Source organism: Aliiroseovarius sp. M344, from assembly GCF_025140835.1.
Classification (GTDB): domain Bacteria; phylum Pseudomonadota; class Alphaproteobacteria; order Rhodobacterales; family Rhodobacteraceae; genus Aliiroseovarius.
In genome coordinates this window covers 2,823,016-2,846,516 of record NZ_CP081153.1, presented here as the reverse complement: position 1 = coordinate 2,846,516, position 23,501 = coordinate 2,823,016, and the positions used below count along the sequence as shown (strand labels likewise).

General features: G+C 58.0%; 28 protein-coding genes and 1 tRNA gene. 17 read left to right on the top strand and 12 right to left on the bottom strand.

What is annotated here, in order from left to right; genetic code table 11:
- Positions 1 to 11: 11 nt before the first annotated feature.
- The 4 genes from K3556_RS14015 to K3556_RS14000 all read right to left on the bottom strand — a co-directional run bounded on the left by K3556_RS14015 (position 12) and on the right by K3556_RS14000 (position 3,180).
- On the bottom strand, positions 12 to 350 hold the full coding sequence (locus K3556_RS14015) for a carboxymuconolactone decarboxylase family protein (RefSeq protein ID WP_260517389.1): 339 nt from the start codon (positions 348 to 350) through the stop codon (positions 12 to 14).
- Positions 351 to 451: 101 nt separating this feature from the next.
- A complete protein-coding gene (locus K3556_RS14010; RefSeq protein ID WP_260517388.1) occupies positions 452 to 1,417 on the bottom strand; it encodes an acetyl-CoA carboxylase carboxyltransferase subunit alpha in 966 nt (321 codons plus the stop codon).
- A 212-nt stretch (positions 1,418 to 1,629) separates the two neighbouring features.
- Positions 1,630 to 2,052, bottom strand: coding sequence for a hypothetical protein (locus K3556_RS14005; protein WP_260517387.1), 423 nt, complete (start codon positions 2,050 to 2,052; stop codon positions 1,630 to 1,632).
- A gap of 168 nt (positions 2,053 to 2,220) precedes the next feature.
- Positions 2,221 to 3,180 (bottom strand): L-malyl-CoA/beta-methylmalyl-CoA lyase, encoded by a 960-nt coding sequence (locus K3556_RS14000; protein WP_260517386.1) that lies wholly within the window; start codon positions 3,178 to 3,180, stop codon positions 2,221 to 2,223.
- Between the two features lie 281 nt (positions 3,181 to 3,461).
- Between K3556_RS14000 and dgcN the strand changes: the two genes are divergently transcribed.
- Positions 3,462 to 4,463, top strand: coding sequence for an N-acetyltransferase DgcN (dgcN, locus tag K3556_RS13995; protein ID WP_260517385.1), 1,002 nt, complete (start codon positions 3,462 to 3,464; stop codon positions 4,461 to 4,463).
- Between the two features lie 42 nt (positions 4,464 to 4,505).
- A complete protein-coding gene (dgcA, locus tag K3556_RS13990; protein ID WP_260517384.1) occupies positions 4,506 to 5,471 on the top strand; it encodes an N-acetyl-D-Glu racemase DgcA in 966 nt (321 codons plus the stop codon).
- A gap of 4 nt (positions 5,472 to 5,475) precedes the next feature.
- Here dgcA and K3556_RS13985 read toward each other — a convergent pair whose 3' ends face one another.
- Positions 5,476 to 5,925, bottom strand: a complete 450-nt coding sequence (locus K3556_RS13985) for a DMT family transporter (protein ID WP_260517383.1) — start codon at positions 5,923 to 5,925, stop codon at positions 5,476 to 5,478.
- Positions 5,926 to 6,031: 106 nt separating this feature from the next.
- On the opposite strand from K3556_RS13985, the gene K3556_RS13980 reads away from it, so the two are divergent.
- Positions 6,032 to 6,886 carry a D-amino-acid transaminase gene (locus K3556_RS13980; RefSeq protein WP_260517382.1) on the top strand — a complete coding sequence of 285 codons (855 nt, stop codon included), beginning with the start codon at positions 6,032 to 6,034 and terminating at the stop codon, positions 6,884 to 6,886.
- A 47-nt stretch (positions 6,887 to 6,933) separates the two neighbouring features.
- On the opposite strand, the gene K3556_RS13975 is transcribed toward K3556_RS13980, so the two are convergent.
- From K3556_RS13975 to K3556_RS13960, 4 genes are all read right to left on the bottom strand, one after another.
- Positions 6,934 to 7,329 carry a hypothetical protein gene (locus tag K3556_RS13975; protein ID WP_260517381.1) on the bottom strand — a complete coding sequence of 132 codons (396 nt, stop codon included), beginning with the start codon at positions 7,327 to 7,329 and terminating at the stop codon, positions 6,934 to 6,936.
- Positions 7,319 to 7,915: a DUF5671 domain-containing protein gene (locus K3556_RS13970; protein WP_260517380.1), complete on the bottom strand. Its 597-nt coding sequence runs from the start codon at positions 7,913 to 7,915 to the stop codon at positions 7,319 to 7,321. Before K3556_RS13970 ends, K3556_RS13975 begins: the two co-directional genes overlap by 11 nt.
- 41 nt (positions 7,916 to 7,956) lie before the next feature.
- Positions 7,957 to 8,274, bottom strand: a complete 318-nt coding sequence (locus K3556_RS13965) for a DUF1244 domain-containing protein (protein WP_260517379.1) — start codon at positions 8,272 to 8,274, stop codon at positions 7,957 to 7,959.
- 94 nt (positions 8,275 to 8,368) lie between these two features.
- Positions 8,369 to 9,109 (bottom strand): N-formylglutamate amidohydrolase, encoded by a 741-nt coding sequence (locus K3556_RS13960; RefSeq protein ID WP_260517378.1) that lies wholly within the window; start codon positions 9,107 to 9,109, stop codon positions 8,369 to 8,371.
- A gap of 130 nt (positions 9,110 to 9,239) precedes the next feature.
- On the opposite strand from K3556_RS13960, the gene pyk reads away from it, so the two are divergent.
- The 5 genes from pyk to K3556_RS13935 all read left to right on the top strand — a co-directional run bounded on the left by pyk (position 9,240) and on the right by K3556_RS13935 (position 12,954).
- Entirely contained in the window at positions 9,240 to 10,688 is a 1,449-nt protein-coding gene (pyk, locus tag K3556_RS13955; protein WP_260517377.1) for a pyruvate kinase, read from the top strand.
- Between the two features lie 43 nt (positions 10,689 to 10,731).
- Positions 10,732 to 10,968 carry a hypothetical protein gene (locus K3556_RS13950; RefSeq protein WP_260517376.1) on the top strand — a complete coding sequence of 79 codons (237 nt, stop codon included), beginning with the start codon at positions 10,732 to 10,734 and terminating at the stop codon, positions 10,966 to 10,968.
- A 135-nt stretch (positions 10,969 to 11,103) separates the two neighbouring features.
- The gene (rpmI, locus tag K3556_RS13945) at positions 11,104 to 11,304 is read left to right on the top strand and encodes a 50S ribosomal protein L35 (RefSeq protein ID WP_260517375.1); all 201 of its coding nucleotides are present in this window, start codon (positions 11,104 to 11,106) and stop codon (positions 11,302 to 11,304) included.
- A 14-nt stretch (positions 11,305 to 11,318) separates the two neighbouring features.
- Positions 11,319 to 11,684, top strand: a complete 366-nt coding sequence (gene rplT / locus K3556_RS13940) for a 50S ribosomal protein L20 (RefSeq protein ID WP_260517374.1) — start codon at positions 11,319 to 11,321, stop codon at positions 11,682 to 11,684.
- 316 nt (positions 11,685 to 12,000) lie between these two features.
- Complete coding sequence (locus K3556_RS13935; RefSeq protein ID WP_260517373.1) at positions 12,001 to 12,954, top strand: NAD(P)-dependent alcohol dehydrogenase; 954 nt, start codon at positions 12,001 to 12,003, stop codon at positions 12,952 to 12,954.
- Between the two features lie 22 nt (positions 12,955 to 12,976).
- Here the strand turns inward: K3556_RS13935 and K3556_RS13930 are convergent, their stop codons facing one another.
- Positions 12,977 to 13,948 carry an NAD(P)-dependent alcohol dehydrogenase gene (locus K3556_RS13930; protein ID WP_260517372.1) on the bottom strand — a complete coding sequence of 324 codons (972 nt, stop codon included), beginning with the start codon at positions 13,946 to 13,948 and terminating at the stop codon, positions 12,977 to 12,979.
- 444 nt (positions 13,949 to 14,392) lie between these two features.
- On the opposite strand from K3556_RS13930, the gene K3556_RS13925 reads away from it, so the two are divergent.
- The 9 genes from K3556_RS13925 to K3556_RS13885 all read left to right on the top strand — a co-directional run bounded on the left by K3556_RS13925 (position 14,393) and on the right by K3556_RS13885 (position 21,808).
- On the top strand, positions 14,393 to 14,758 hold the full coding sequence (locus tag K3556_RS13925; protein WP_260517371.1) for a YciI family protein: 366 nt from the start codon (positions 14,393 to 14,395) through the stop codon (positions 14,756 to 14,758).
- A gap of 6 nt (positions 14,759 to 14,764) precedes the next feature.
- A complete protein-coding gene (locus K3556_RS13920; protein ID WP_260517370.1) occupies positions 14,765 to 16,012 on the top strand; it encodes an RNA polymerase sigma factor in 1,248 nt (415 codons plus the stop codon).
- Between the two features lie 80 nt (positions 16,013 to 16,092).
- Positions 16,093 to 17,166, top strand: coding sequence for a phenylalanine--tRNA ligase subunit alpha (gene pheS / locus K3556_RS13915; RefSeq protein WP_260517369.1), 1,074 nt, complete (start codon positions 16,093 to 16,095; stop codon positions 17,164 to 17,166).
- Positions 17,163 to 17,603, top strand: a complete 441-nt coding sequence (locus K3556_RS13910; RefSeq protein ID WP_260517368.1) for a hypothetical protein — start codon at positions 17,163 to 17,165, stop codon at positions 17,601 to 17,603. The genes pheS and K3556_RS13910 overlap by 4 nt, the downstream gene beginning before the upstream one ends.
- A gap of 91 nt (positions 17,604 to 17,694) precedes the next feature.
- Entirely contained in the window at positions 17,695 to 18,141 is a 447-nt protein-coding gene (locus K3556_RS13905; RefSeq protein WP_260517367.1) for an ASCH domain-containing protein, read from the top strand.
- A complete protein-coding gene (pheT, locus tag K3556_RS13900; protein WP_260517366.1) occupies positions 18,138 to 20,534 on the top strand; it encodes a phenylalanine--tRNA ligase subunit beta in 2,397 nt (798 codons plus the stop codon). Before K3556_RS13905 ends, pheT begins: the two co-directional genes overlap by 4 nt.
- 47 nt (positions 20,535 to 20,581) lie before the next feature.
- Positions 20,582 to 21,031 (top strand): YtoQ family protein, encoded by a 450-nt coding sequence (locus tag K3556_RS13895; RefSeq protein ID WP_260517365.1) that lies wholly within the window; start codon positions 20,582 to 20,584, stop codon positions 21,029 to 21,031.
- Positions 21,032 to 21,161: 130 nt separating this feature from the next.
- Positions 21,162 to 21,590 (top strand): large conductance mechanosensitive channel protein MscL, encoded by a 429-nt coding sequence (gene mscL / locus K3556_RS13890; RefSeq protein ID WP_260517364.1) that lies wholly within the window; start codon positions 21,162 to 21,164, stop codon positions 21,588 to 21,590.
- Positions 21,591 to 21,731: 141 nt separating this feature from the next.
- A tRNA-Met gene (locus tag K3556_RS13885) sits at positions 21,732 to 21,808 on the top strand.
- Between the two features lie 55 nt (positions 21,809 to 21,863).
- On the opposite strand, the gene K3556_RS13880 is transcribed toward K3556_RS13885, so the two are convergent.
- Positions 21,864 to 22,286: a DUF1801 domain-containing protein gene (locus K3556_RS13880; protein WP_260517363.1), complete on the bottom strand. Its 423-nt coding sequence runs from the start codon at positions 22,284 to 22,286 to the stop codon at positions 21,864 to 21,866.
- An 85-nt stretch (positions 22,287 to 22,371) separates the two neighbouring features.
- The gene (gene ald / locus K3556_RS13875) at positions 22,372 to 23,490 is read right to left on the bottom strand and encodes an alanine dehydrogenase (RefSeq protein WP_260517362.1); all 1,119 of its coding nucleotides are present in this window, start codon (positions 23,488 to 23,490) and stop codon (positions 22,372 to 22,374) included.
- Positions 23,491 to 23,501: the final 11 nt, after the last annotated feature.

Sequence of the window (23,501 nt, the reverse complement as noted above, 5' to 3'; positions counted from 1 at the left end):
GTTCTGAATACCTACCTTGCGCTAAACTGCTCAAACGCCTCGCGGGCCTTGGCGCTGTAGGCAATGGAAGGACCGCCACCCATATAGGCCGCCATGGCCAGCGCTTCGTTCAGCTCGTCCAGAGTCGCGCCAAGGCGTACCAGAGAGCGGACATGGAAGCCGATGCAGCCGTCGCACCGTGTTGAAATGGCGATGCCAAGGGCGATGAATTCTTTGGTCTTCTCGCTCAGGGCGCCGTTGGTCTTGGCGGCGGCTCCCATCTGGGCGAAACCCTTCATCGTTGCAGGCGTGTCTTTGGCGAGCCGGTTGATGTTGCCTTCGGTTTCAGAAAGAAATGCGTTCCAGTCCACGGGAGTCCTCCTTTGGGGTCAGCCGTGACTTTCTTTCGGAAAATGCGGCAAGCCAACCCCGTCAACGAAGACGTGATTGGCGAACCTGCAATAGTAATGCGTCAGGCTGCGAGGCCCTTCGACCCCATCTTCAGGAACTTTTCGCGACGCTCTTTCATCAAGACGTCATCTTTCTGGCGCTTCTTAAGGGCTTTCAGCTCTGCTTGGATGGCCTTCCCAACGGCAGCAATGGTTTCCTGTCGGCCACGCTGCGCACCGCCCAGCGGCTCTGGAATGATCTGGTCGATCACGCCGAGTTGTTTCAGGTCTTGTGCGGTCAGACGCAGGGCTTCGGCGGCTTCGCGCATTTTTTCGGCATCCTTCCACAGGATGGATGCGCAGCCCTCGGGGCTGATCACCGAGTAGATCGAGTGTTCCAGCATCATCACTGTGTTGGCTGTGGCCAGCGCGACAGCACCACCCGATCCGCCTTCACCGATGATGACTGAGATCACTGGAGATTTAACATTCAGGCTGCGTTCGGTAGACCTCGCGATAGCCTCAGACTGACCGCGTTCTTCTGCACCTTTGCCGGGATAGGCGCCGGGGGTGTCAACCAACATGACGATCGGCAATCCAAAGCGGTCTGCCAGATCCATCAAGCGGATCACTTTGCGATAGCCTTCTGGGCGCGCCATGCCAAAATTGCGTTCAATCCGCGACTTCGTATCGTTGCCTTTTTCCTGGCCCATAACGACGACAGGAATGTCACCAATGCGTGCAAGCCCACCCATCACGGCGTGGTCATCGGCAAAATTCCGGTCTCCTGCCAGCGGTGTGTATTCCGTGAACAACGCTTCGATGTAATCTTTACAATGCGGCCGATCGGGATGGCGGGCCACCTGACATTTTCGCCAGGGGGACAGGTCTTTATAGAGCTCTTTCAGCAGGGCGCTCGCCTTGGCGTCCAGCCCAGTGGCCTCGCCTTCGACGTCCATTTCTTCGTTTGATCGGGCAAGGGCGCGAAGCTCTTCCGCCTTACCTTCGATTTCAGCCAACGGTTTTTCAAACTCAAGATAGTTGGTCATGGCTCTGCCCAGTTGCACAATGTTCTTGCCTATATGCCGCTTGCTGCGCGGCAATACAACTGCTGCTCGCTTTATCAGTCGGTGAAATCCGCGAGAATAATGCAGTGCGCAACAGATGTAGGATCGTCCGCTCAAACCGAGGGTCAACTGCAATTAACGCTGAAAAACGAAAGAAGGTGAGTGTGGCGGGCCTTTTGACCCGCCACGTCAGATCATGACGCCATTTCGATCAACTTGGCGAACTGTGCGTCGCTAAGAACCTGACGCCAATGGTCGGTGCAGTTGGACCGCATCATGACCAGCTTGATCTCGTTGGCGCCGATCTTGTCGGCAATTGCCTGACGCGCCTCGATTGGTGCACCTTCCACGATCGCAGCGCGCAAGTCGGCACGCAGTTGCACAGTTTCGGACTCCAGCGCCTTGCGTTGGGCTGGCATGGTTGAAACCCAGTCCTGAACGGCGGTGCGCTGCGCTGCGTCCAACTCCAATGCATCCATATTTTTAGCCAATATGCCGGTCAGTTGTATGACCGGGCGCGACAGACCCGTCTGGGCGGGGTTCGAAGGTTGCATTTGCGCCATAGCAGCGCCGGTCAGGCTGAGGCTAAGGGCGGTGGCGAAAAGAAGCGGTTTCATGGTTGAACCTTTCAAGTTGGGATGCGTCCCCAAACGGGCCTCGTCATGACCCGCGACCAATCTAGCCAACATTCAGGCCTGTCCAATGCGACCGGATGCCCTGCGACAGGGTGTACCAACGCAAAAGGCCCCGCGCTGGGCAGGGCCTTTCCCGGAATGGGTCAAAGATCAGCTGTTCGCGATCAACTCTGCCTGCGCCACGATCACTTCGGCTTGTTTGATCGAGGCGATGTCGACCAGACGCCCCTTATAGACGGTCGCACCCTCGCCATTGGCTTTGGCTTCCTCCATCGCGGTGAGGATTTCGCGGGCTTCGGTGACAGCTTCTTCTGACGGCGTGAAAACATCGTTGGCCAGTGCGATTTGTTTGGGGTGGATGGCCCATTTGCCAACCATACCCAGCGTGGCAGATCGTTTTGCCTGCGCGATATATCCCTCGTCGTCCGAGAAGTCGCCGAACGGCCCGTCAACCGGCAAAACGCCATGGGTGCGGCAGGCTGCGACGATGGCGGCCTGTGCCCAGTGCCACGGGTCTGACCAATGTTTCTTGCCGTCGCGCAGCATGTAATAGTTCTCCTGCGTGCCGCCGATGCCTGTGGTTTGCATACCCATCGACGCTGCGAAATCGGCAGCGCCCAGTGACATGGCTTGCAGGCGCGGTGAGGATGCAGCGATGGCTTCGACATGGGCGATGCCCGCTGCGCTTTCGATGATCACTTCAAAGGCCACGGGTTTGGTGCGACCTTTGGCACGTTCAATCGCGGTGACAAGTGCGTCAACAGCATAGACGTCTTCGGCACAGCCGACTTTCGGAATCATAATCTGATCCAGTCGCTCGCCCGCTTGTTCCATCAGGTCGACGACATCGCGATACCAATAGGGGGTGTCCAGCCCGTTGATCCGAACCGAAACATGCTTTGTGCCCCAGTCGACCGTGTTGATCGCTTCGATCGCATTGGCGCGGGCCATGTCCTTGTCGGAGGGGGCGACGCTGTCTTCGAGGTCAATGTTGATCACATCTGCGGCCGAGGTCGCCATTTTCGCGAACAGTTTGGTATTTGATGCCGGGCCAAACAATTGGCAGCGGTTAGGGCGGGCAGGGGCGGCAGGTTGGATGCGGAAGGACATGGGTCGCCTTTCGGTAATGAAGTTGCGATTTCTTGGCTGCAATCGTTATTAAATTGCCCGGCAATTCGCAAGTCGATTTTGCTGATGCAGCATGGTGGCGTGCGGCATTGCAGCAAATCGGAGATTCTTGCACCAATTTCATTCAGGAGGCAGAAAGTCCCGGCATTTAGGTGTGTGGCGCAATAATCTTCTGATTTACTTTGACAACGCACGGCTTTTGCAAGATATTTCGGGGCTTCTTCGTGAAATATCCCGCCGTAACTTGTTGAGAGGGCGCGAACATGATCAAGATACCATACCTTCTGTTTCTGGGCGATGCGCCTGATCAACTGGCTGCAAAGGTTGCGCAAGGCATCAAAGATTGGCGGCCGGAAAATGCGGTTGGGCAATACCGTATGGAGGGCTGCAAGGCCGATCTGGGTCTGACAGACATGACCTTGCGCGAAGCCAAAGCTGCCGGGGCGAAGACCTTGGTCATTGGTGTCGCGAACCGCGGCGGCATGATCTCGCAAGCCTGGAAAAAAGTGCTGGTGATGGCGCTTGAGGAGGGGTTCGATCTGGCTTCAGGGCTACACAACCTGTTGCGCGACGAACCCGATTTGGCAGCTGTAGCCGAGGCCACCGGGCGCGCATTGCATGACGTGCGCTTGCCTGAGGTGAAATACCCCATCGCAAATGGCAAGAAACGCACCGGAAAGCGGTGCCTGGCGGTTGGCACTGACTGTTCTGTTGGTAAAATGTATACCGCCCTGGCGATGGACAAGGAGATGCGCGCGCGTGAAATGAGCTGCACGTTCCGGGCCACGGGGCAAACCGGCATTCTGATCACCGGCGACGGCGCGCCTTTGGATGCGGTGGTTGCAGATTTCATGGCCGGTTCAGTCGAATACATCTCGCCCGACAACGACGATGATCATTGGGACTTGATCGAGGGGCAGGGGTCGCTGTTTCACGCCTCCTATTCCGGTGTGACCATGGCGTTGATCCATGGTGGGCAACCCGATGCGCTGATCCTGTGTCACGAGCCGACACGTGAACACATGCGCGGCCTGCCCGATTATCAGCTGCCAACATTGGAAGAGCTGCGCGATATCGCCCTGACACTGGCGAAGGTGGTGAATCCCGCCTGTCAGGTTATCGGCATTTCGGTGAACACACAGCACATGTCCGAAGACGACGCCGCATCCTATCTGGCGAAGCTTGAGGCCGAGATGGGTTTGCCCGCCACCGACCCATTCCGGTTCGGCGCAGAGAAGCTGGTGGATGCATTGGCGGCGGTTTAACCTGAATGGGCGGCATTGGCCGGGATGGAAAACGAGGCAGGTATGAGAATTTCAGTTACAGCAGATGTTTTCAAATTGGCGGAAGTGTTCACCATCTCCCGAGGGTCGCGAACCGAAGCAAAGGTGCTGACCGTGCGTGTGCAGGATGGCGATCACTACGGATGGGGGGAATGCGTCCCTTATGCGCGCTATGGTGAAACGCTGGACAGCGTGACGGATGAAATCATGGCGCTACCTGCTGACGTGACCCGGCAGACGCTTTACGATCTGTTGCCTGCAGGCGCTGCGCGCAATGCAGTTGATTGCGCCTTGTGGGATCTGGAGGCCAAACGTGCTGGCAAACGAGTGTGGGAGCTGGCGGGCCTGACCGCGCCCGGCCCCGAGATCACCGCCTATACGCTGTCGCTGGCGGAACCTGCCCAGATGCGGGCGCAAGCTGCGAAACATGCCCATCGGCTGCTTCTGAAAATCAAACTTGGCACGGCGGATGATATGGCGCGGCTCGAAGCTGTGCGTGCCGGTGCGCCCAACGCCCGCATCATTGTCGACGCGAACGAAGGCTGGTCCGCCGAGGTTTACGCCGACCTTGCGCCACATCTGGTGCGGCTTGGCGTTGATCTGGTCGAACAGCCCTTGCCCGCTGGCGAAGATGACGCGCTGATCGGGATGGATCGTCCTGTACCTGTCTGCGCAGACGAAAGCTGCCATGATCGCGCCAGCCTGTCCAAGCTCAAAGGAAAATATGATGTGGTGAACATCAAGCTCGACAAGACCGGCGGCCTGACCGAAGCTCTGGCGCTGCGCGAGACTGCCTTGGCCGAAGGCTATAAAGTTATGGTGGGCTGCATGGTGGGTTCATCGCTCGCCATGGCACCGGCGACGCTGGTCGCACAAGGGGCAATGGTCACCGATCTGGACGGACCGCTGTTGTTGGCCGAGGATCGGGACACGCCCATGTTCTATGATGAAAAGGGCATCCATCCCCCCGATGCCTCTTTGTGGGGTTGACGCGTTAGGTTCGCCCTGCGATCTGGGTCAGGAACACGCCCAGCCCCATCACGGCGATGCCCGATATGCGCCAGAAGGTCAGCGCGCTGGGCTGCGCGCCAAACAGCCCGAAATGGTCGATGGCCGCGGCCGAGATTAGCTGGCCCAGCAGCACGAAAAACACTGCGTTGCCAACGCCGAAGCTGGGGGCCACCCAAGTGATTGTCAGCACATAGAAGGCGACAAGACAGCCCGCAAAGAACAAATGCGGTGGCGATCCGACGGCCCCTTTCAATGACCCGCCCGAGAACAGAAACACAATCCCTGTGGTGAGAAGCGCCACCAGAAACAGGATTACACCGGCCGCGATTGGCGACCCCATCCGCTGCCCCAGCGCTGCGTTCAAGGCGGCCAATATTGGAATGCCAATCCCTGCGGTCAGCATGATGGCGGCGGATTGTGTCGCAGTCGGCATTGGAATTCCCTTTTGACTCTTTCGATGACCCGAGTATCAACAGCCAGAACAGGAAACGTCGAACGGGTCAATGCGCCCGGCGCGCGGCACACCAAGGAGACATGACATGACCCGCACCGTTTATGTGAACGGAGAGTATTTGCCTGAAACCGAGGCCAAGATTTCAATCTTTGACCGTGGCTTCCTGTTTGCAGATGCGGTGTACGAGGTGACAAGTGTTCTGGGCGGTAAGCTGATCGCTTTTGACGGCCATGCCGAGCGACTGATGCGGTCGCTGCGCGAGCTGGACATGGAGAACCCGATTTCAACCGAAGACCTGTTGGACGTGCATCGCGAACTGGTGCGCCTGAACGACATCGACGAGGGGTTGATCTATCTGCAAATCTCACGCGGGGCGGCGTCGGACCGTGATTTCGCTTTCCCTGATCCTGAGGAGGTGAAGCCGACCGTGGTTTTGTTCACGCAAGCAAAGCCAGGCTTGGCTGAAACCGTGAAGCCTATGAAAGTCATCTCGATCGATGATATCCGCTGGGGCCGCCGTGACATCAAGACGGTGCAGCTGCTTTATCCTTCGATGGGCAAGATGATGGCGAAGGCCGCGGGTGCCGACGATGCTTGGATGGTCGAAGACGGTTTTGTGACCGAGGGCACGTCAAACAACGTCTATATTGTGAAAGACGGCAAGATCATCACGCGCGCGCTGTCCAACGATATCCTGCACGGGATCACGCGCGCCGCCGTTTTGCGCTATGCCCAAGAGGCACAGATGGAAATCGAAGAGCGCAACTTTACCATCGAAGAGGCCCAGAATGCCGACGAGGCGTTCTTTACCTCGGCATCAGCGTTTGTGATGCCTGTGGTGCAGATCGACGACAAAACACTTGGTGAAGGCAAGGCGGGCCGGGTGGCACTGCGCCTGCGCGAGATTTATCTGGATGAAAGCCTGAAAACAGCGGTTTGATATTCGGTTCTAAAACCTGCTGGAGAAGGTCAAGGTTTTGGCCTTCCCTAGTTTTGGGACAGAACAAAGCAATTGTTCTCTGGTTGCAATTGCCCTGATCCTAAATCAAAGTCGCTCATAAGCTCTGGCCGCTCAAATTCGGCGCACAAGCGGTAAGTCTTGTCCGACAACTTCTCGTAAACATATGGCTTATCTGTGATCGGATCAGTCATCGGAGGGGTGTCTGCACAACGCGCATCTGCGGTCAGAGTGTCTGGCAGCACATCATCATTGCTGTAAAGACAGGTGAGGACGGCCTGCAGTTTTCGCAGATCGGCAAGCCGCGCCATGTCACGTTTTTCGGCGCGGGCCGTGATTGGGCCGCCGGTTATCGACAGGCCGGCGGCAATTGCACCGACAACCAACACGCCGATCAATAGGGGGCCAAATGCCTCACGCTCCATCACGCGCCTCGTCCGCTTCTTGGCGGAAATAGGCGAAGATTGCGCCTGCAACCCCGGCAACGACCAGTGCTTTCATAATAAAGCGCAGCGTTAGATCACCACTCAACAGCGCATAGATCACCGCCATCAGGTCGCCGAGAAGCGAGAGTGAGGCGAGAAATAGGGTAACATAGCCAAACCATTTTCGCACACCGGACCTTCGTTTTCCGGGGTCCGCCTTTGTGGCCCGAACGGTACGCCGGTTCAGAACAAGGAAGGTTGGGGTAAACACGATCAGGGCCGCGATGGACCACCGGGTCGAACTGAGCGCATAGCGACCAGCATTTTCGTCAAGAGGGTCGACGATCCAATGGTCAATCAGGTTGTGAAGCAGCGCCACCAAATGCCAAGCGGTCATGGCAAGTGCGACGAACATGATGCCATAGAAGAACGCCTCGCGCGCTGACACATAGGGGCGCGGGCGGGGTACAGGTGTTGGAAAGTCAATCTCGGCCCACGCGTCCAGCGCTTCCGTGACTTCGTTCGGTGCCCAACCTGATTGGGTTAAGGCCGCCCGGATATCGTCGCGGCTTTTGCCTGCGGCCAATGCATCGCGGGTAAACTCGGCAAGCTGGTCGGACGGACGCGTCAGCGCTTCTCGTCCAACACGTTTTCTTTAAATGCCACTTCGAACTCCGCCTGCTTTTCCGGGCTGGCTTCGGTCTGGAACTTCGCTTTCCAGTCGTCAGATGGCATGCCGTAATACGCCGCGCGGCCTTCATCCTTGGTCATCTCGATACCGCGTTCATTTGCGGCTTCTTGATACCAGCGCGATAGACAGTTGCGGCAAAACCCGGCCAGATTCATCATATCGATGTTCTGCACGTCTTGCCGGTCTTGCATCAGGTGCCGCTGCAACCGACGAAAGGCGGCGGCTTCAATTTCAATGCGGGTTTGGTCATCCATGGCATGTCCTTTCGGTCAATAGCGTCACTTCATCAAGTGGGGGTGAAACCTGCAAGGTCAACCGTCGCGCTGGCTGGTGTGGTCGGAGGGGCGATCACAACCCGATCTTTGCAAGGGTCTCGGTCAGGATCGGGGCCAGACGTTCTGCCCAGGCACGTTGTTGATCCTCGGTCGCGATCAAATCATTTCGGATCTCGATCAACACGTTGACACGGCCCGGCACGACCGCGTGACGGTCGATGCTGTCGCCATCAAGATGCCCGCCGTAAGGCTCGTTTTCGCCCACACACAGATCAGGTTCCTCGCGCAAACGCGCGATCAAAGGCGTTGCCAACCGACTGTCCCGATCATGAAGAATGGCAATATGCCATGGCCGAATGTCGCGCCCCTGCAGCTGCGCGGTGTAAGAGTGCATAGCGACGATCACAGTGTTGTCCTGCCGGGACGCAAGGCGCGCAACAGCCGAGTGATATGGCCAATACAACGTTTCAAGCCTGCGATTGCGCTCGGTCTCATCAACATGGCGATTTGCGGGAACAATTGTGCCGTCGTACAGCTTCATCACAAGCGTTGGGTCATCCTCGCCCCGGTTGGGGTCAATCACAAGGCGCGAAAAGTTAGACAGGATCGCGGGGGCGTCCAGCAGTTCGGCCAAATGGCGGGTGACGCCGGCCGCACCGACATCATAAGCGATGTGTCGTGCCATATCTTCTGGTGCGACACCAAGATCACCGGATCCAACACAGGATGGCACGGTGTTTGCAGCGTGATCGCACGTGATCAGCCAACGCGAGGGTCGGTTTTCGTCAAGTACGTGATAGGGATGGTATGTCATGGTCGTGTCATTCATATTTGCCAGACACGTTTATGCGAGCCTTTCGGTAAGCGCCAGTTGTCAGCGCTAACATTTTCGGGCATAGAGCAAACAACCCGGTTTTTAGACCAATAAGAAGGAGATGTGCCTCGTGAGACGCCATCGCAACGTCAAGATTGTCGCCACGCTCGGTCCAGCTTCCAACGATTACGATATGATTCGCGCCTTGTTCGAGGCCGGAGCGGACGTGTTCCGGATGAACATGTCGCATGGCACCCATGACGAACAGCGCGAACGCCATGCACTTGTGCGGCAGGTCGAAAAGGACATGGAACGCCCGATTGCGATTTTGGCCGATTTGCAGGGGCCAAAGCTGCGGTGCGGGGTTTTTGCTGCTGGGGCTGCCGATATCGAAGAAGGACAGGACTTCCGTTTCGATCTGGATAAGACACCGGGCGAAGGGCATCGTGTCTGCCTTCCGCATCCGGAAATCTTTGCGGCGCTGAAATCGGGCTCTACCCTGCTGGTGAATGACGGCAAGTTGCGCTTGAAGGTCAAGGATTGCGGGCCGGATTTTGCGAACTGCATCGTTGAAGTCGGCGGCACGATTTCCGACCGTAAGGGCGTAAACGTTCCCGATGTTGTGCTGCCTCTGGCCGCCTTGTCGGACAAAGACCGCGCCGATCTGGAATTTGCCTGCCAGTTGGGTGTGGACTGGCTTGCGCTCAGCTTTGTTCAGCGCGCCGCCGATGTCGAAGAAGCGCGCGAATTGGCGCAAGGGCGCGCTGCGATCTTGTCAAAGATCGAAAAACCCGCCGCCGTGGATGCGTTCGACGCTATTCTTGAAGTGTCTGATGGAATCATGGTCGCGCGGGGTGATCTGGGCGTAGAGCTTCCGGTTCACGCCGTGCCCCCCATCCAGAAGCGCCTGATCCAGCTTTGCCGTCGCGCCGGGAAGCCGGTGATCGTGGCTACACAGATGCTGGAAAGCATGATCGAAAGCCCGATGCCAACGCGGGCCGAAGTGTCAGATGTGGCCAACGCCATTTATGATGGCACCGATGCGGTCATGCTGTCGGCCGAAAGCGCGGCTGGCCAGTATCCAATCGAAGCCGTGGCGACAATGAACGCCGTTGCGATCGAGGTAGAGCATGATCAGACTTATCTGGACATGGTTGATGCCTCGCGCGTTGCGACGCGCAGCGGCGTTGCTGACGGGATCGTCGCCGCCGCCCGCGAGATCGCCGAGACCACGGATATCAAGGCAATCTGCTGCTTCACACAGTCAGGAACAACCGCTCTTCTGACCTCACGCGAACGGCCGCGTGTGCCGATCATTGCCTTGACACCTCTGCGCGGAACGGCGCGGCGGCTGTGCCTGTCATGGGGGACCAATTGTTTCGTTACGCCCGACGAAGTGCTGCGGTTCAAGGCTGCGGTCGTATCAGCAGCGCGGGCAGCGCGCAGTGCTGGTTTCGCAACGGAAACCGACCAAATTGTCGTCACCGCGGGTGTTCCCTTCAATGTTCCGGGCACAACAAATATCCTACGTGTGGCCCCTTGCGACGAACGGCAAATTTTTGCCACAGATCAGGAGTAACCTAGTCTCGACGCATCTGGGGTAGGGTGCTTAGGAGACGGTTATGAGGGAAGATACGTTTTTAGTTGTCGGGATAGTTGTGCTTGCGCTGTCAATTCCGTCGTTTATGTCCGCGATCAGGGATGGTCGTGCACCAAGGGTGCCCGCGATCATGTTCATGATTGGCGGTGGACTTATTGCACTCGCTATGATGCAGCGACCTGGTGGTTATCAGATCGAGGATATTTTTACCGCGTTCCGCACTGTTCTGGGTCGCTTGAAGGTGATGTTGGCTGCCTAGCTTGATAGCTGACCAAAAGCCGGCAGAAACCTCTTGCCAGCCTAAGTGATTCCGCCTATACGCCGCACTTCATGCGCGACCGGCTCAAGTGGCATGCCGAGTCGTGCAATAACCGAATCTACGAAGGAGACGGAAATGCCCAAGATGAAGACCAAATCGAGCGCCAAGAAGCGCTTCAAGGTGTCTGCGACCGGCAAGGTCATGGCCGCCCAAGCTGGCAAACAGCACGGAATGATTAAACGGACGAAGAAATTCATCCGTAATGCTCGCGGTACCGCCGCTCTGTCCGCCCCCGACGCCAAGATCGTCAAGGGCTTCATGCCCTACGATCGTTAAGAGGAGATACCGATATGTCCCGCGTTAAAGGTGGAACCACAACTCACGCCCGTCACAAGAAAGTCGTCAAAGCCGCAAAAGGCTATTACGGCCGCCGCAAGAACACCTTCAAGGTCGCGCGCCAAGCCGTCGACAAGGCGAACCAATACGCAACCCGTGACCGCAAGAACCGCAAGCGCAATTTCCGTGCGCTGTGGATCCAGCGGATCAACGCAGCCGTGCGTTCGCATGACGAAACACTGACCTATTCGCGCTTTATCAACGGCCTGAACATGGCCGGTGTTGAAGTGGACCGTAAGGTTCTGGCCGATCTGGCCGTTCACGAGCCCGATGCATTCGGCGCGATCGTTGAAAAAGCACAGGCAGCTCTGGCCGCTTAAGGTCTGAACCGCATCAAAGATCGAAAAGCCGCTGGGGAAACCCGGCGGCTTTTTTTGTTGGGGTACGGGTCAGATGCCCTTCTTGCGGAACAACGCCGGCATACGCTGCCCCTCTCCCACAGCCGGTTACAGAACATCTCGTCCACGGCGGAACCCGCTAAGGACGTAAAGTAGTTTTCTGTTGCCCACGCGACGATTGTTCGCTGTGGCGCAGAAGTCTGGCCGTCAGAATGGAGGATTGAGAACGCGCTTGAACTAGCGCAAACTGTTCCTGCGGGTATTTCGCATCGAAAGTGCCGGACGCAGAGGAGAAATGATGAAGGCCATTGTTCAGGACAGATATGGTGGGCCGGAACACCTTCGGCTTGCAGATATACCTGTTCCAGAGCCCGGCAAGGCACAAATCCGGGTTAGGGTTCTAGCCTGCGCTGTGAACCTCTCTGACTGGGAATATCTGATCGGTTCGCCGCTTTATGCGCGGCTCGTGGGAGGGCTGCTGCGGCCAAAACACTCGGTCCTAGGGTCTGACATCGTCGGCATAGTTGACAAGCTTGGCCCAAACACCACCGGGTTCTCGTTCGGCGATAGGGTCATGGGCGATCTTGTCATGATACGCGGCGGGTTTGCGGAATATGTTTGTGCGCCAGTCGCCCAGATGGTCCGGGTTCCGGATGGGCTCTCTGACGAGGTCGCCGCATGTTTGCCGCAAGCCGGTGGCATTGCCGTTGCGGGCGCCGAAGGATTTAAGCCGGGCGACAAAGTTTTGATAAACGGCGCCGGTGGCGGGTCGGGAACTATGGCGCTCCAATTGGCGAAGTCAGCAGGAGCGCATGTCACAGCTGTGGACAACGCCAGCAAGATCGATTGGCTGAGGTCCTTGGGAGCCGATGAGATCTTTGATTTTCGCCAGCAGGATTTTACCCGAACAGGCCAGCAATGGGACTGGATATTGGACATGGTTGCCACGCGTGGCCCGGGCAGGATCGCGCGGGCTCTGTCGCGCGGTGGCGTCTATAGGGCCTTGGGCGGAGACGTCGCGGTCTTGCTGAAACTCGTCATTGGTGGACTTCGCTTTCGCCTTCAGAAGAAATCTATAGGGATGTTGATGGTTCCCAGCGGCCGGAAACTGACCGAAAAGGTCGCGCAATTGGCCGTCGAGGGGAAAATTGCACCGCATCTTGATGCCGTGTTGCCGCTGTCGTCAGTACCCGAGGCATTGCAGCGTACCGGCTTTGGCGAAGTGAAAGGCAAATTGGTAATCAGGCTGTAGTTTTAGCCGCCGCCGCGCCCTGCTATTGAACGTCGATCACGACGATTCCGGTCTTCTGCCCTGTCTCCACATATCGGAATGCCTCTACGATGTCTTCCAAGGGATAACTGCGATCAAAAACGCCCCTGAACCGGCCTTCTGCCATCAGGTCTGCGAGGTGCCGGACGAATCCTGGCGCGTCCTCGGGGTATGGGACACGCACGCGGCGGCTGCCGAAAATCCCGAACCACATGCTCAGAAGGATGTTTGACCAAAACGGGCCAAGATCGGTCGCAGCGAACATCCCGTTCTTGTTCAGAAGCCTGTGACAGGCGAACCAGGAGGTCTTGCCGACAGCGTCGAAAACCAGATCAAAAGTTTCACCTATCGCGGTAAAATCTTCTTCTTCATAGTTGATAATCCTGTCCGCGCCGAGCCGCTTGGCAAGGTCTAGGTGCCGCGTGCCGACGACCGCAGTCACCGTAACGCCCTGAGCTTTTGCCAACTGAACCGCGGCGGTACCGATGGCACCGGACGCGCCGTAAATTAAACAAGCTTGGCCCTCCGAAAGTAGCCCGACCGTCGCGCTGGCATACCATGCACCTTCGCCGACCACTGCTTCGTTGAACGGGAGATCGCCGGGAATGCTGGCGACCGCCCCGTTGGCGGGCATGCAAAAATATTCGGCATGGGCACCGAATTTCTCTGGCAAAAGGCCAAAGACCCGGTCACCGGGCTGGAAAGCGACTACGCCGTCGCCCAGATCATCGACGACCCCGGAAAAATCCATGCCGAGCGTCTGCATTTTCGGGCGGAGAAGCCCCGTCATCAGTCGCGCAAAAAAAGGATGCGCCCGAAGCGTGGCGGTGTCGGTGCGGTTAACTGTCGTCGCCATAACCCGCACGCGGATTTCACCCGGAGCCGGACGCGGGATAGGAACCTCGCGAAGAGAAAGTGACTCCGGTGGGCCATATCGGTCGAAGACTACAGCCTTCATCGTCGTTGTGTCGGTCATAATACCACATTACCAGATTGAGCGCGCTTTGTCGGTAATCTCGCGTTTGAAGCCATAGCATCAAATCACGCTTTAATCATGCGGATTAGGAAAGTGGCTGGCCTGGCTACATGAAAAAGGTCTTGCTATGAAATCCAAGCAGAAGCAGCACCAAGTTGCCCGCGCCCCACAAGTCGACAGCGGGAAGGACCATCCTGTACCGGCCCTTCGTGGGTAAACCCCAGCCTTTGGCACTGCGGGCGGTTGTTTGCGGTGCACATACCTGAGCCAGCGCTTCCGAAGATACGTACCTTTTTGTATGTAACGCTGCCATTCAATCAATTCGCAGCAGTCGGTTGTCCGAACTCAAAGCGATCATTTTTTGAAATTTCTCAACATCAAATGTCGATTTTGCCGATCGTCGAACGTCTGGTACACAGAAGGGCCTGAAGCCTTTCCCAACAGATGGAAGGAACCACCATGCAATACATGTGTTTGATCTATAACGCCGAGGACAATGGCCCCCAACCGGGCACCGATGAATTCGGCCCCTATATGCAGTCCTACACTGATTTCACCAAAGAGGTTGAGGACGCAGGCAAAATGGCTGGCGGCAACGCGTTGCACCCCGTTGCAATGTCAACCACGGTGTCAGTGCGTAACGGCAAAACCGAGGTGGTTGATGGTCCGTTTGCTGAGACCAAAGAGCAATTGGGGGGCTATTACATTTTTGACTGCAAAGACCTGGACGAGGCGCTGCATTACGCGGCCAAAATCCCGGACGCGCAGTATGGTCGGGTCGAGGTGCGCCCGGTCATGGTCTTCGACTAATCCCTGATGCTGCCCCCAGTCGAAGTTCAGACGCTTGTCGCGCGATTGATCCGCGAAGACTGGGCGCGCATCCTGTCGTCATTGGTGTCGTCGATTGGCGACTACGCCTTGGCCGAAGACAGCTTGCAGGACGCCGTTGTTTCGGCACTTGAGGCATGGCCCAAAAATGGCGCGCCCCGCAATCCGGACGCTTGGATGATTACGGTCGCGCGCCGCAAGGCGCTTGATCGAATACGGCGGGGTGAAACTGCTGAACGCAAGTCCGGCGAGCTGGCCCTTTGGCTGGACCAGCACCGCGATGATCCAAAGGATGCGCCGATGCTGATCCCGGACCACCGACTTGAACTTATCTATACCTGCTGCCACCCGGCGCTTGAAGAAAAGTCGCGGGTCGCGCTGACGCTGCGCGCATTGGGCGGGCTGACCACCGCCGAGATTGCCGGGGCATTCCTGGACAAGACCGATGCCATGGCGGCCCGTCTGACCCGTGCGAAAAAGAAGCTACGTGCCGCCGGGATCGCTTTCAAATTGCCCGAGCCGGACGATATGCACGACCGGACAGATGCGGTGCTCAGGGTGATATACCTGATCTTTACCGAGGGGCATTGGTCCTCGGACGGGCAGATGTCGCGCGCTGATCTTGTGAACGAGGCGATCCGCCTGGGACGCATCCTGACCGGTCTGTTGCCTGACAATGCCGAAGCGAAAGGGCTGCTGGCGCTTATGCTTTTTGGCAACAGCCGTCGGTTGGCGCGAAAGGGGGAAGATGGTGCCTTCCTGCCGCTTGAGGCACAAAACCGCGCGCGTTGGGATCGTGCCAAGATCCGCCAAGGCAACCAACTGGTCGAAACCGCGTTGTCGATGGGACCGGCTGGACCCTATGCGATACAAGCGGCGATCCATGCGCTGCATGCCAACGCCGCCAGCTTCGCCGCGACGGACTGGCCACAGATCGTGGCACTCTATGACGTGTTGGCACAGCGCCAGCCCAACCCGATCGTACGCATCAATCAGGCGGCCGCGCTGTCCTATGCCAAAGGGCCAGAGGCGGGCCTGACCCTGCTGGACACGTTCTGCGGGGATGACAAACTGCAAGGGTATCAACCCTATCATGCCTGTCGCGCGGACCTTCTGGCCCGGTCGGGCCGCACACAGGACGCCGCCCAAAGTTACCGCACAGCGATAACCCTTGCCTCGGCCCCAGAAGACAAAGCGTTTCTGGAAGGCCGCCTTCACGCCCTGAACCTGTCCTGAGGCCCAAGTCCGGCTTGCGCCCGCTTGCCATTTTGCCCTGCATTCGCTAGCTGGAAGCGGTGCGATGCAAAGGGACCGACATGGACGAGCTTAGAACGAAATATCTCGACGCGATTGGCAATGCGGCTGACGAAGCCGTGCTGGAAGATATCCGCGTGCAGGCGGTCGGAAAGAAGGGCGAAGTGGCCCTGAAAATGCGCGAATTGGGCAAGATGACACCCGAGGAACGCCAAGTTGCCGGTCCCAAGCTGAACGCCCTGAAGGACGAGATCAACTCGGCCATTGCCGCCAAGAAATCCGGGCTGGCGGATGCCGCGCTGGATGAACGTCTGCGCACCGAATGGCTGGACGTGACCTTGCCGGGCCGTCCGCAGCGGCAAGGCACAATCCACCCGATTTCGCAGGTCACCGAGGAAATCAGCGCGATCTTTGGCGACATGGGCTTTTCGGTCGCCGAAGGGCCACAGATCGAAAGCGACTGGTACAATTTCGACGCGCTGAACATCCCGGCAGAGCACCCGACCCGGACCGAGATGGACACGTTCTATATGACCATGCCCGACGGCGACGAGCGTCCACCGCATGTGTTGCGCACCCATACCAGCCCCGTGCAAATCCGCGCGATGATGGCGCAGGGCGCGCCCATTCGCGTGATCGCACCGGGCCGCGTTTACCGTGCCGACTACGACCAGACCCACACCCCGATGTTCCATCAGGTCGAGGGGTTGGCGATCGACAAAGACATCTCGATGGCGAACCTGAAATGGACGCTGGAAGAATTCTGCCGCGCGTTCTTTGAAATCGACGGCATCGAACTGCGCTTCCGCGCCTCGCACTTCCCCTTTACCGAACCATCAGCCGAGGTCGACATTCGTTGTTCATGGGAAGGCGGAACGCTGAAACTGGGCGAGGGCGACGACTGGATGGAAATCCTCGGCTCTGGCATGGTGCACCCGCACGTGCTGCAATCGGCGGGCGTGAACCCGGACGAGTGGCAGGGCTTCGCCTTCGGCCTCGGCATCGACCGTCTCGCCATGCTGAAATACGGCATCCCCGACCTGCGCGCGTTCTTTGATAGCGACTTGCGCTGGCTGAGGCATTACGGGTTTAGCTCGTTGGATGTGCCGACGATGCGTGGGGGGTTGAGTAGGTGAGCCTACCGATTACACGTGAGCGACTAGCGCAAGCTCTATCAGTGGTCGGTGAGGCTGGATTGGATGGGATGGAGTATGCGTCGGCTGTCAATGCGTTGATGGACGGTGCTTACGTTTCAAACAAAGCCCGTTGGACATTGAAAAGCTCGCCGAGCTTCACTTCAGATGAGTTTCGCGTCTTGATGGCATATGCCGCAAGAGAGGATCTGGTCGAGGCGGGTGAGGACACTGCTCGTCTCGCCGTCGGTCAATATCATTCCAACACTTGGACACTAAATCTCACACTCAAGGGGTTTGAATACGTTCAAGACTACGACACTCCCGTGCTTCACAGGTGGGGAACGAACATTCGAGAGAACTTGCCAACGGTTGTTCTTTCGGTGCTGGCTGCTCTCGCCATGAGTTGGGCAGTCTACAAATTTGGAGCGCCACAATGAAATTCACCATCTCCTGGCTGAAAGACCACCTCGACACCACGGCCTCCGTGGATGAAATCGCCGAGGCCTGCACCAAACCGGAGCTTACCCAATGAGTGACGACGACATCGAAGACCTACAGGTCACTTATCCCGGCGCCGGAACCTTCAAGTTCGGCGACAGTGCCAAGCTGTCGGCCAAGCTGATCAAGCGGGTGCGGGCGGGGCAAAAGCATGCGACCTCTGGTGCGCTGCGTGACTTCGCGGACGACCCGGACTCGATGCCTCAGGTCGGGCGCTGCGATATCGCCGCCAACTGGGACGGCACGCCAGCGCTGGTGATCCGCACCAAGTCGGTCGAACAGGTCCGGTTTTGCGATGTCACCGAGGAATTGGCCCACGCCGAGGGCGAAACGCTGGAAGGCTGGCAGCGGGGCCATAAGGCCTATTTTGAGCGCAACGGCGGGTTCGATCCCGAGATGATGTTGCTGTTCGAAAAATTCGAAGTGGTTGAAGATTTGGCAAGCCGACCGGCGATGCAGACAGAGGACAAGACATGAAATTCACACTCTCCTGGCTGAAAGACCACCTCGACACCACGGCGTCCGTGGACGAAATCGCCGAGGCTCTGACCGATCTGGGGTTAGAGGTTGAAGAGATCATCAACCCCTTGGACCGTCTGGGCGCGTTCACGCTCGCCAAGGTGAAGTCTGCCGAAAAACACCCCGACGCCGATCGTTTGCGCGTCTGCACAGTGGAAACCAACGAAGGTGACAAGACCATTGTCTGCGGTGCGCCCAATGCGCGGGAAGGTATCACAGTGGTCCTTGCCAAGCCCGGCGACTATGTGCCCGGCATCGACGTTACGCTGAGCGTTGGCAAGATCCGCGGCGTCGAAAGCCACGGCATGATGGCCTCCGAGCGGGAGTTGGAACTGTCAGAAGAACATGACGGTATCATCGAACTGCCGTCTGGCGAAGTGGGCGAACGTTTCATCGATTGGCTTGCCGCAAATGATCCCACCAAGGTCGATCCGGTGATCGATGTTGCCATCACGCCCAACCGCCCCGATGCGCTGGGCGTGCGCGGCATTGCGCGTGACTTGGCCGCGCGCGGTTTGGGCACGCTGAAGGCGATGAAAACCCACAAGGTTGCGGGCAACGGTCCCAGCCCGATCAACGTGACGATTGACGAGGATACGCGCGACGACAACCCGTTGTTCATGGGGCGTCTGATCAAGGGCGTGAAGAACGGTCCTAGCCCCGCGTGGCTGCAGGCGCGTCTGAAAGCGGTGGGTCTGCGTCCGATCTCGGCGCTCGTGGATATTACCAACTTCTTCACCTACGACATGAACCGCCCGCTGCACGTGTTTGATGCCGACAAGGTCAAAGGTGACCTGCGCGTTCATCGCGCAAAGGGGGGCGAAACGCTGGTCGGTCTGGACGAGAAGGAATACACCTTCGCGCCCGGTATGGTCATCATTTCGGATGATGACGGCGTCGAGTCCATCGGCGGCATCATGGGCGGTCTGCCCACGGGCTGCACGGAAGCGACCACCAATGTATTTCTTGAAGCGGCGTTCTGGGACACGATCCAGATCGCGCGCACGGGCCGTGCGCTGAAGATCAATTCCGACGCGCGCTATCGCAACGAACGCGGCATCGACCCGGCCTATAACGCACAGGCGATTGAAGCCGCAACGCAGATGATCCTTGATCTCTGCGGCGGCGAGGCATCGGACGTTGTGACCGCTGGGGCCGAGCCTGACGTTTCGCGCGCCTATAAGCTGGATACTGACCGGGTGCAGAGCCTTGTCGGTATGGACATCCCGGCGGATGAGCAGTGCAAGACGCTGACCGCACTGGGCTTCACCATCAAGGACGGCATGGCACATGTGCCAAGCTGGCGTCCCGACGTGCAGGGTTCGGCCGATCTGGTGGAAGAGGTCGCGCGTGTTGCGTCGCTGACCAAGCTGGTTGGTAAGCCGCTGACACGCACTCATGTGGGTGTGCCCAAGGCGATCCTGACACCGATGCAGAAGCGTGAAGGCATGGCGCGGCGCACAGTGGCGGCGTTGGGGTACAACGAATGTGTGACCTATAGCTTCATCGACGAGGGCAGTGCCAAACGCTTTGGCGGTGGGGCGGACGTTACACGGCTGGAAAACCCGATTTCGTCCGAGATGAGCCATATGCGACCATCGCTTCTACCTGGTCTGCTGCAGGCCGCCGCCCGCAACCAAGCGCGTGGCTTCATGGATCTGGCCTTGTTCGAAGTTGGTCCCGTGTTCAGCGGCGGCGAGCCGGAAGAATATGAACAGATGGTCACCGGCATTCTTGTCGGCCATACCGGCCCGCGCGACCGGTTCGGCGCGCGCCGCCCGGTCGATGCCTATGACGCCAAGGCTGATGTCGAGGCTGTGCTGAACGCTATCGGCGCGCCTGCCAAACTGACATATCTGCGCGATATGAATGCGTGGTGGCATCCGGGACGCTCGGCCAAGTTGGGCCTGGGTCCGAAGAACGTTCTTGGCGCGTTTGGTGAGTTGCACCCGAAATCCATTTCTGAGATGGACGTAAAAGGCCCAGTGGTGGCGTTCGCCGTACATCTGGCGAAAGTGCCGTTCCCGAAAGCCAAAGGCACCGGGCGCGGCGCGCTGGGCGCGAGCGATTTGCAACCGGTTGAACGTGACTTCGCCTTTGTTGTGGATGCCGATGTGGAGGCCATCAATCTGGTGAACGCCGCAATTGGCGCTGACAAGGCGTTGATCGCCGACGTGAATGTCTTTGATGAATTCATTGGCGGCAGCTTGGGTGAAGGTAAGAAGTCGCTCGCCATTACCGTGCGCCTGCAACCGCGTGACGCAACCCTGACCGACAAGGACATCGAGGCTGTCAGCGCCAAGATCGTTGAGAAGGTCGCCAAAACCACTGGCGGCGTCCTGCGCGGATAACCAACAACGCGGCCCATCGGGGCTGCGTTTTCATTTGGAGGAAAACTATGACCCTGAACGTCTATTTGTCCGGCGAAATCCACACCGATTGGCGTGAGCAGATCATAGATGGCGCGAAGGGATTGGATGTCACATTCTCGGCCCCAGTCACCGATCACGATGCGTCGGATGATTGTGGCGTGGCGATTTTGGGGACTGAGGACAACAAGTATTGGCACGACCACAAGGGCGCGATGATCAATGCCATTCGCACCCGCAAAGCCATTGAAGATGCTGATGTTGTGGTCGTTCGCTTCGGAGAAAAGTACCGTCAGTGGAACGCGGCATTCGATGCGGGATATGCTGCTGCGAAGGGCAAGTCTTTGATTGTGTTGCAACAGCCGGAACACGATCACCCCCTGAAAGAGGTGAATGCCGCAGCCCTCGCTGTCGCCCGTGAGCCGCAACAAGTGGTCGAGATCCTGCGCTATGTCCTGACGGGCAGCCTTAGCCGTTAGGCTATTCAGTAAGTCATGGGTACGGCGGGATTAATTTTCCCCCCTCAAAACCATATGCATATGAGAATGTTTTACGCTAGAATCTATTGAGGCCGGAAAAAGCCGGCGCCTAGCATGTAGTGAGGACAGTATGCTTCAAGAATTCAAAGACTTTATCGCCAAGGGCAATGTCATGGACATGGCCGTTGGTATCATCATCGGTGCTGCGTTCACCGCGATTGTCAGTTCGTTGGTGGCTGATCTGATCAACCCGATCATTGGCCTGTTCATGGGGGGGATTGATTTCACCAACATGTATGCCGTGCTTTCGGGCAATGTTGCCGATGGCGCTTCGTTGGAAGCTGCCCGTGAAGGTGGCGCTGCCGTCTTCGCATATGGGTCGTTCATTATGGCGATCATCAACTTCCTGATCATCGCCTATGTGGTGTTTATGCTGGTGCGCTTTGTCAACAAGGCTAAAGACGCTGCCGCCGCTGAAGAGGAAGTTGCCGAGGAAGCACCCGCAGGTCCCTCCGAAGTGGATCTTCTGACCGAAATCCGCGACGCATTGAAGAAGTAACGGACCCGACCGATCCTACCAAGGGCGCCCTGAGCTGGGCGCCCTTTTCATTTCGCCTTTTTCCGATTGGCCCGCAGATAATTAGCGTTTTTCGTTTGACACTTGGGGCGGGCCGGAATATCTCGACCTCCGATGTGAGATGGCGTGGTAGCTCAGCCGGTTAGAGCACAGCACTCATAATGCTGGGGTCGGCGGTTCAAGTCCGCCCCACGCTACCACATCAGGCCAGTCAGAAATGGCTGCTGAAAGGCCCCGCCACGTGCGGGGCTTCTTTCATTTCTGGGACCCTTTGAGGTGGTAGGTCAAAGCGTTTCGGATAAACAGACGTAGCGGGGCTTTTGGCAGCACCTGTTTTTCGTCGAACAAAAGCGCTCGATTACCGCCGTAGGTGAAATCGGTGGGGAAAAGGCTACGGTGCTCTGACACCAACGTGGTCTGGCAATGAACATAGAGCGCGAAACCACCTGTTTTAGGCACACCCAGCCGGATCGTCGTCCCCGACTTGCTGTCGGGGGTCAGATAGGCTGGCTGCCCCCATTTCAGCGTCTCTTCAATACGGCCGACCAAGGGTGTCTCGTCGGCAGTCGCGAAGATCATGTCCCGCAACACCAAGAGCCCTGCGCGGGTGCCGGTTGGGAAGCCGGCAAAAGCTGCGGCAACCTGTGCGTTTTGAAAGGGGGGCGCGGGGTCGGGCATGCGGGCAGGGTGCTGCCGTGCCCGCATGGTGTCAAAGAAAAAAGCCCCGCCAGACGGCAGGGCTTTTAGACTTTTTTTTCCGAAATTAGATTTTCAGAGCATCCGCGCCCGAGATGTAGTCAAGACCCAACGCTTCGCCAACTGCGCCATAAGTCAGTTTGCCAGCATGGACGTTAAGACCGTTCAGCAGGTGCTCGTCATCTGTACAGGCTTGCTTCCAGCCCTTGCTGGCCAGCGCCAACATGAACGGCATAGTCGCGTTGCCTAGGGCGATGGTCGACGTCCGGGCAACTGCGCCAGGCATGTTGGCCACGCAGTAATGCATCACGCCATCGACTTCATAGATCGGGTCCGCATGGGTCGTGGCTTTCGATGTTTCAAAACACCCTCCTTGGTCGATGGCCACGTCCACGAGCACAGCGCCCGGTTTCATGGTCGACAGCTGCGCGCGGCTGACCAGCTTGGGCGCGGCAGCACCGGGGATCAGCACGGCGCCAATGACCATATCGGCAGTGGTGATCAGCTCAGCAGTTGCGGCTGCGGTCGAGTATTGGTTCTTGAACGTGCCACCAAAAACATCATCCAGATAACGAAGGCGTGGCAACGAGCGGTCCAGAATGGTCACATCTGCGCCCATGCCAGCGGCGATTTTCGCAGCGTGGGTGCCGACGACGCCACCACCGATCACAACGACCTTCGCTGGGCCAACACCGGGCACGCCACCCATCAGAACGCCGCGGCCGCCATTGGCCTTTTGCAGTGTCCAAGATCCGACCTGAGGGGCCAGACGTCCCGCCACTTCGGACATTGGGGCCAACAAAGGCAAGCCACCATTGCGGTCGGTTACGGTTTCATAAGCGATGGCAGTACAGCCGCTGTCCAGCAGGTCTTTGGTTTGCGCGGGGTCCGGGGCCAGGTGCAGGTAAGTGAACAGCAACTGACCTTCGCGAAGCATCTTGCGCTCAGCGGCCTGAGGTTCTTTCACCTTCACGATCATGTCGGCCTTGGCGAAGACCTCTTCAGCGGTTTTCAGAACCGTTGCGCCCACGGCGACATAGTCGTCATCCATGAACCCAGCACCGACACCGGCGTTGGTTTCAACAATGACAGAATGGCCGCGTGCGATGGCCTCGCCTGCCGCAGGGGGCGTCAGTCCGACGCGGAATTCTTGTGGTTTGATCTCTTTCGGGCAACCGATCAGCATGGGGTATCCTC

Coding starts and splice junctions, on each gene's coding strand:
- K3556_RS14000 (WP_260517386.1), bottom strand. CDS start 3,180: ATGTCCTTCCGCATCCAACCTGCCGCCCCTGCCCGCCCTAACCGCTGC.
- K3556_RS13960 (WP_260517378.1), bottom strand. CDS start 9,109: ATGACATACCATCCCTATCACGTACTTGACGAAAACCGACCCTCGCGT.
- rpmI (WP_260517375.1), top strand. CDS start 11,104: ATGCCCAAGATGAAGACCAAATCGAGCGCCAAGAAGCGCTTCAAGGTG.
- K3556_RS14010 (WP_260517388.1), bottom strand. CDS start 1,417: ATGACCAACTATCTTGAGTTTGAAAAACCGTTGGCTGAAATCGAAGGT.
- K3556_RS13880 (WP_260517363.1), bottom strand. CDS start 22,286: ATGCCCGACCCCGCGCCCCCCTTTCAAAACGCACAGGTTGCCGCAGCT.
- rplT (WP_260517374.1), top strand. CDS start 11,319: ATGTCCCGCGTTAAAGGTGGAACCACAACTCACGCCCGTCACAAGAAA.
- K3556_RS13935 (WP_260517373.1), top strand. CDS start 12,001: ATGAAGGCCATTGTTCAGGACAGATATGGTGGGCCGGAACACCTTCGG.
- pheT (WP_260517366.1), top strand. CDS start 18,138: ATGAAATTCACACTCTCCTGGCTGAAAGACCACCTCGACACCACGGCG.
- dgcA (WP_260517384.1), top strand. CDS start 4,506: ATGAGAATTTCAGTTACAGCAGATGTTTTCAAATTGGCGGAAGTGTTC.
- K3556_RS13965 (WP_260517379.1), bottom strand. CDS start 8,274: ATGGATGACCAAACCCGCATTGAAATTGAAGCCGCCGCCTTTCGTCGG.
- K3556_RS13980 (WP_260517382.1), top strand. CDS start 6,032: ATGACCCGCACCGTTTATGTGAACGGAGAGTATTTGCCTGAAACCGAG.
- K3556_RS13950 (WP_260517376.1), top strand. CDS start 10,732: ATGAGGGAAGATACGTTTTTAGTTGTCGGGATAGTTGTGCTTGCGCTG.
- K3556_RS13975 (WP_260517381.1), bottom strand. CDS start 7,329: ATGGAGCGTGAGGCATTTGGCCCCCTATTGATCGGCGTGTTGGTTGTC.
- dgcN (WP_260517385.1), top strand. CDS start 3,462: ATGATCAAGATACCATACCTTCTGTTTCTGGGCGATGCGCCTGATCAA.
- K3556_RS13905 (WP_260517367.1), top strand. CDS start 17,695: ATGAGTGACGACGACATCGAAGACCTACAGGTCACTTATCCCGGCGCC.
- K3556_RS13920 (WP_260517370.1), top strand. CDS start 14,765: ATGCTGCCCCCAGTCGAAGTTCAGACGCTTGTCGCGCGATTGATCCGC.
- ald (WP_260517362.1), bottom strand. CDS start 23,490: ATGCTGATCGGTTGCCCGAAAGAGATCAAACCACAAGAATTCCGCGTC.
- K3556_RS14005 (WP_260517387.1), bottom strand. CDS start 2,052: ATGAAACCGCTTCTTTTCGCCACCGCCCTTAGCCTCAGCCTGACCGGC.
- mscL (WP_260517364.1), top strand. CDS start 21,162: ATGCTTCAAGAATTCAAAGACTTTATCGCCAAGGGCAATGTCATGGAC.
- K3556_RS13930 (WP_260517372.1), bottom strand. CDS start 13,948: ATGACCGACACAACGACGATGAAGGCTGTAGTCTTCGACCGATATGGC.
- K3556_RS13925 (WP_260517371.1), top strand. CDS start 14,393: ATGGAAGGAACCACCATGCAATACATGTGTTTGATCTATAACGCCGAG.
- K3556_RS13985 (WP_260517383.1), bottom strand. CDS start 5,925: ATGCCGACTGCGACACAATCCGCCGCCATCATGCTGACCGCAGGGATT.
- pheS (WP_260517369.1), top strand. CDS start 16,093: ATGGACGAGCTTAGAACGAAATATCTCGACGCGATTGGCAATGCGGCT.
- K3556_RS13895 (WP_260517365.1), top strand. CDS start 20,582: ATGACCCTGAACGTCTATTTGTCCGGCGAAATCCACACCGATTGGCGT.